Annotated in this window: 5 protein-coding genes and 1 pseudogene; 5 read left to right on the forward strand and 1 reads right to left on the reverse strand. The window is 68.2% G+C overall.

Annotated features, from left to right (window positions below; all coding sequences use genetic code 11):
- The 4 genes from efp to A9W96_RS02170 all read left to right on the forward strand — a co-directional run.
- The coding region (gene efp, locus A9W96_RS02155) for an elongation factor P (protein WP_067137702.1) at positions 1 to 537 on the forward strand (537 nt) is incomplete at its 5' end.
- Positions 534 to 1,037 (forward strand): transcription antitermination factor NusB, encoded by a 504-nt coding sequence (nusB, locus tag A9W96_RS02160; RefSeq protein ID WP_067137710.1) that lies wholly within the window; start codon positions 534 to 536, stop codon positions 1,035 to 1,037. The genes efp and nusB, both read left to right, overlap by 4 nt.
- Positions 1,034 to 1,423 carry an antitermination protein NusB gene (locus A9W96_RS02165; RefSeq protein WP_067021560.1) on the forward strand — a complete coding sequence of 130 codons (390 nt, stop codon included), beginning with the start codon at positions 1,034 to 1,036 and terminating at the stop codon, positions 1,421 to 1,423. The genes nusB and A9W96_RS02165 overlap by 4 nt, the downstream gene beginning before the upstream one ends.
- A gap of 92 nt (positions 1,424 to 1,515) precedes the next feature.
- Positions 1,516 to 4,380, forward strand: coding sequence for an aminotransferase class I/II-fold pyridoxal phosphate-dependent enzyme (locus A9W96_RS02170; protein WP_067021558.1), 2,865 nt, complete (start codon positions 1,516 to 1,518; stop codon positions 4,378 to 4,380).
- Positions 4,381 to 4,384: 4 nt separating this feature from the next.
- Here the strand turns inward: A9W96_RS02170 and A9W96_RS02175 are convergent, their stop codons facing one another.
- On the reverse strand, positions 4,385 to 4,669 hold the full coding sequence (locus A9W96_RS02175) for a hypothetical protein (RefSeq protein ID WP_231999567.1): 285 nt from the start codon (positions 4,667 to 4,669) through the stop codon (positions 4,385 to 4,387).
- 57 nt (positions 4,670 to 4,726) lie between these two features.
- Between A9W96_RS02175 and A9W96_RS32455 the strand changes: the two are divergent.
- Positions 4,727 to 5,061: pseudogene (locus A9W96_RS32455) on the forward strand (hypothetical protein); the annotation flags it as partial.

Raw genomic sequence — 5,061 nt, forward strand, 5'->3', positions numbered from 1 at the left:
GGACTGGTGCTGGTGATCGACGGCCAGCTGTGGCAGATCGTCGAGTTCCAGCACGTCAAACCCGGCAAGGGCCCGGCGTTCGTGCGGACCAAGCTGAAGAACGTGCTCTCCGGCAAGGTCGTCGACAAGACGTACAACGCCGGGGTCAAGGTGGAGACCGCCACCGTCGACCGGCGCGACGCCACCTATCTGTACCGCGACGGCAGCGACTTCGTGTTCATGGACAGCCAGGACTACGAGCAGCACCCGCTGCCCGAGTCGCTGGTCGGGGACGCCGCCCGGTTCCTGCTGGAGGGCCTGCCGGTGCAGGTGGCGTTCCACAACGGGTCACCGCTGTACCTCGAGCTGCCGGTGTCGGTCGAGATGGAGGTCACCCACACCGAGCCCGGCCTGCAGGGTGACCGGTCCAGCGCCGGCACCAAGCCGGCCACCGTGGAGACCGGCGCCGAGATCCAGGTGCCGCTGTTCATCAACACCGGCGACAAGCTGAAGGTGGACACCCGCGACGGCAGCTACTTGGGGCGCATCAACGCGTGAGTAGACCCGTGAGGGGACGCCACCAGGCCCGCAAACGCGCCGTCGACCTGTTGTTCGAAGCCGAGGCCCGCGGACTGAGCCCGGCGGAGGTCGTCGACGTCCGCACCGGGCTCGCCGAAACGAACCCCGAAGTCGCGCCCCTGCAGCCGTATACGGCCGCGGCGGCCCGGGGCGTCGGTGAGCACGCCGCGCACATCGACGACCTGATCAGCTCGCACCTGCAGGGCTGGACGCTGGACCGGCTGCCGGCCGTGGACCGCGCGATCCTGCGGGTCGCGGTGTGGGAGCTGCTGTACGCCGACGACGTGCCCGAGCCGGTCGCGGTCGACGAGGCCGTCCAGCTGGCCAAGGAGTTGTCCACCGACGACTCGCCGGGCTTCGTCAACGGGGTGCTGGGCCACGTCATGCTGGTGACGCCGCAGATCCGGGCCGCCGCCGAGGCGGTCCGAGGCTCACTGGGTCCCGACCTAACCCCGGAGGACCCCGGACCGCAGCCATGACCCGGTTGGAGCTGCGCCTGCTCGTGGCGGCCGTGCTGGCCGCGACGGTGGTGCTGGGCGCGGTGATCTGCGCCGCCTATCGCCTGACCATCGTCGCCTCGGTGCTCTCCATCTACGCGCTGGGGGTGGGCGCCTGGCTGTATCACTGCGTCGAACGGGTGGTCGTGGCCCGGCGCATCAGCACGGTGCGCTCGGCGGCCAAGCCGCTGCAGCCGCTGCTGCCGGTGATGGCCGCGATCATGGGGCTGACGCAGGGCGTGGTGCGCTCGCTGTCCGACGTCACCGAATTGCCCGCCCGCCGCTGGGAGTTGCCGGTGTTGCGTTGGGTGGACAGCACGCGGGGTAATCGCCGTGTGGTGGAAAGTGACGACGAGGCGGATCACTGATCAAGCTGAGGTGAAATGACCACGGGCATGTCGCGGCGGGTTGACAATACGAGCGGCACGTCAGCGGCGGCGAACGAAGAACAGGTGAGGTCATGATTCGATACAGCACCCAGCCGCGACGACTCCGGGTGTCGGCACTGGCGGCCGTGGCCAACCCGTCCTACGCGCGGGTCGACACCTGGAACCTGCTCGACGACGCCTGCCGTCACCTGGCCGAGGTGGACCTCGCCGGGCTGGACAAGACCCACGACGTGGCCCGGGTCAAACGGCTGATGGACCGCATCGCCGCCTACGAGCGGTACTGGCTGTACCCCGGGGCGGCGAACCTGGCGATCTTCCGCGCCCATCTGGAAAGCCTGTCCACGGTGCGGCTCACCGAAGAGGTGTCGCTGGCCGTGCGGTTGCTCAGTGAATATGGCGACCGCGCAGGGCTTTTCGATACGTCCGCGCCGCTGGATGACCAGGAACTGGTGGCCCAGGCCAAACAGCAGCACTTCTACACCGTGCTGCTCGCCGACGACGCCCCGAGCACCGCCCCGGACAGCCTGGCCGAGTGCCTGCGCGCGCTGCGCACGCCGTCCGACGATGTGCAGTTCGAGATCCTGGTGGTGCCCAGCGTGGAGGACGCCATCACCGCGGTCGCGCTGAACGGGGAGATCCAGGCCGCGATCATCCGCGACGACCTGCCGCTGCGGTCCCGTGACCGGCTGCCGCTGATGAACACGCTGCTCGGCCCGAACGAGGACGCCGGAGACGGTATCCCGGACCGCGCCAACTACTGGGTGGAGTGCGGCGAGTGGATCCGGGAGCTGCGGCCCCACATCGACCTGTATCTGCTCACCGACGAGTCGATCGCGGCCGGCGACGGGACCGAGCCCGACGTCTACGACCGCACGTTCTACCGGCTCAACGACGTCACCGACCTGCACAGCACGGTGCTCGCCGGGCTGCGGAACCGTTACGCCACACCGTTTTTCGACGCGTTACGGGCGTATGCCGCCGCCCCGGTCGGCCAATTCCACGCGCTGCCCGTCGCGCGCGGCGCCAGCATCTTCAACTCCAGGTCGCTGCAGGACATGGGGGAGTTCTACGGCCGCAACATCTTCATGGCCGAAACCTCCACCACCTCCGGCGGGCTGGACTCGCTGCTGGATCCGCACGGCAACATCAAAAAGGCGATGGACAAGGCCGCCAAGACGTGGAACGCCGACCACACCTACTTCGTCACCAACGGCACGTCGACGGCCAACAAGATCGTCGTGCAGTCGCTGACCCGGCCCGGCGACATCGTGCTCATCGACCGCAACTGCCACAAGTCGCATCACTACGGGCTGGTGCTGGCCGGCGCCTACCCGCTGTATCTGGACGCCTATCCGCTGCCGCAGTTCGCGATCTACGGCGCGGTGTCGCTGCACACCATCAAGCAGACGCTGCTGGACCTGGAAGCCGCCGGGCAGCTGCACCGGGTGCGCATGCTGCTGCTGACCAACTGCACCTTCGACGGCGTCGTCTACAACCCGCTGCAGGTCATGCAGGAGGTGCTGGCGATCAAGCCGGACATCTGCTTTTTGTGGGACGAGGCGTGGTACGCGTTCGCCACGGCGGTGCCCTGGGCCCGGCAGCGGACCGCGATGGTGTCCGCCGAGCGCCTCGAACAGATGCTGGCCTCGCCGGAATACCTTGAGGAATACCGGAAATGGGCCGCGACCATGGACGGCGTCGACCGGTCGGAATGGATCGAGCGGGAGCTGATGCCCGACCCGGAAACCGCGCGGGTCCGCGTCTACGCCACGCACTCCACGCACAAATCGCTGTCGGCGCTTCGGCAGGCGTCGATGATCCACGTGCGCGACCAGGATTTCAACGCGCTCACCCGCGATTCGTTCGGTGAGGCATTTTTGACCCACACCTCGACGTCACCCAACCAGCAACTGCTGGCGTCGCTGGATCTGGCACGCCGACAGGTCGACATCGAGGGCTTCCAACTGGTCCGGCAGGTCTACGACATGGCGCTGGTCTTCCGGCATCGGGTGCGCAAGGACCGGTTGATCAGCAAGTGGTTCCGCATTCTCGACGAATCCGATTTGGTACCAGAGGAATTCCGAAAGTCCTCGGTGAGCTCCTACCGCGAGGTCAGGCAGGGGGCGCTGGCCGAGTGGAACGAGGCGTGGCGCTCGGACCAGTTCGTGCTCGACGCCACCCGGGTGACCCTGTTCGTCGGCGCGACCGGGATGAACGGTTACGACTTCCGCGAGAAGATCCTGATGGAGCGATTCGGCATCCAGATCAACAAGACGTCGATCAACAGCGTGCTGTTGATCTTCACGATCGGCGTCACCTGGTCGAGCGTGCACTACCTGCTCGACGTGTTGCGAAGGGTGGCAATCGATTTCGACCGCATCCAGAAGGCGGCCAGCGTTGCCGACCGGGCGCTGCAAGAGCGTCACGTCGAGGAGATCACCGAAGACCTGCCGCATCTGCCCGACTTCAGCGAATTCGACATGGCGTTCAAGCCCGTCGACGAGTGCAAATTCGGCGACATGCGTTCGGCGTTCTACGCCGGATACGAGGAGTCCGACCGCGAACACGTGCTGATCGGCATGGCCGGGCGACGGCTGGCCGAGGGCAAGACCCTGGTGTCGACCACGTTCGTGGTGCCCTACCCGCCGGGCTTCCCGGTGCTGGTCCCCGGTCAGGTGGTGTCCAAGGAGATCGTGTACTTCCTGGCCCAGCTCGACGTCAAGGAAATCCACGGCTACAACCCGGATCTGGGGTTGTCGGTGTTCACCGAGACGGCGCTGGCGCGCATGGAGGCGCAACGCAGCGCCGCGATGGCGGCGGTGGGCTCGGTGACCGCGGCCTTCGAACTGCCCTCGGACGCGTCCGCGACCAACGGGGCACGCACCAACGGGGCCAGCGACGCCCCGGCCGTGCCGTCGGGCGCCGACAGCGGCTGAGCGATCAGCGGGGTGTCGGAGTCGGCCGGGCGGCGCACGTGGTGCGCGCCGAGGTGTGCGGTGCGCCGGTCGACCAGTCGGCGATGCCGCGCCGGATTCCCTGCAGCAGCGCGTCCCTTCCACCCGGGGCCGTGTCGTTGCAGCTCGAGTGCAGGGTGCTGAATGGGCTGGGGTCGGCGCCGGCCGGCGCCGCCACCAGCACGGCCGGGCCCACCAGCACCGCCGCGCTGACCAGCACTCGGGTGATCACCCGGTCGGGACGACGCGAAGAGCGGGCGGTACCAAGCATGACGGTGTCAGCCTAGGACGGCGGCGCTGAGAGGGCGCTGAGAGCGCGCTGAGCTTGGTGTTCTCTGCGAGCACGCGGCCCTGCAGAATCAAGGGCGTGCGCATATTGGGTGGCCGGTCGGCCCGGGGCCGCGGGCGGCTGCGTCCGCGGCACCTGCCGCACCTGGGCATCTCGGCCCGCTCGGCCGCGGTGTCGGCGATTGTTGTGCTGTGTGCGCTGGCCATCGCCGGCGCGGGACTGGACGCGATCCTGTACCGGTCGCTGCTGGCGGGCGTCGATTACGCCACCGCCGAACGGGTCCGCGATATCACCAAGGCGCTGCAGGCCAACAGGATCGCCAGGGCCCGCGCGGTCCCCTCGACCGCCTCGCTGCCCCCGCCCACCAGCACCGT

This window comes from Mycobacterium sp. 1245852.3, assembly GCF_001669335.1.
Taxonomy (GTDB): domain Bacteria; phylum Actinomycetota; class Actinomycetes; order Mycobacteriales; family Mycobacteriaceae; genus Mycobacterium; species Mycobacterium europaeum_A.